At 51.0% G+C, this 431-nt stretch carries 1 protein-coding gene; it reads left to right on the top strand.

Translation table 11 applies throughout. The features are described from left to right. Positions 1-393 (top strand): RNA-guided endonuclease InsQ/TnpB family protein (locus IEW66_RS08650; RefSeq protein WP_188681836.1); only part of this gene is annotated, 393 nt, incomplete at its 5' end. Positions 394-431: the final 38 nt, after the last annotated feature.

The raw sequence follows: 431 nt of genomic DNA, 5'->3' as shown, positions 1-431 counted from the left end.
TGGTTTGTTGAACATTACGACGAGATCTATGTGGAAGACCTAGAAGTGAAGGAAATGGTGGAAGGTACAGAGAGTGAAACTCTGAGGAAGCACATACTTCACTCCAACCTTTCCAGGTTCATGAGCCACCTCTCCTACAAGGCTGAAAGAGCTGGTAGGAGGGTGGTGAAAGTGAACCCAGCATACACGTCGAAGACATGTGCCAGATGTGGATGTGTGAAGGCTGAATGTGGTTGGACTGCTGACCGTGATTGCAACGCTTCTCTAAATATTCTACGTGCGGGGTCGGGACTGCCCTTAGAGCCTGTGGACAGGAGACCTCTGCTGTACATTCCCTTTTCCGAGGGAGTGTATGGTAAGTTTCCTGGAAGAAGCAGGAAATCTCCACCGTGAGGTGGAGATGCCCAGTCCGTGAGGGCGGGGTAGTTCAC

Origin of the sequence: Thermogymnomonas acidicola, assembly GCF_014646795.1 — an archaeon.
Taxonomy (GTDB): Archaea; Thermoplasmatota; Thermoplasmata; order Thermoplasmatales; family Thermoplasmataceae; genus Thermogymnomonas; species Thermogymnomonas acidicola.
Note: the sequence above shows the minus strand (reverse complement) of the source record. Positions and strands in the feature narration are given on the sequence as shown.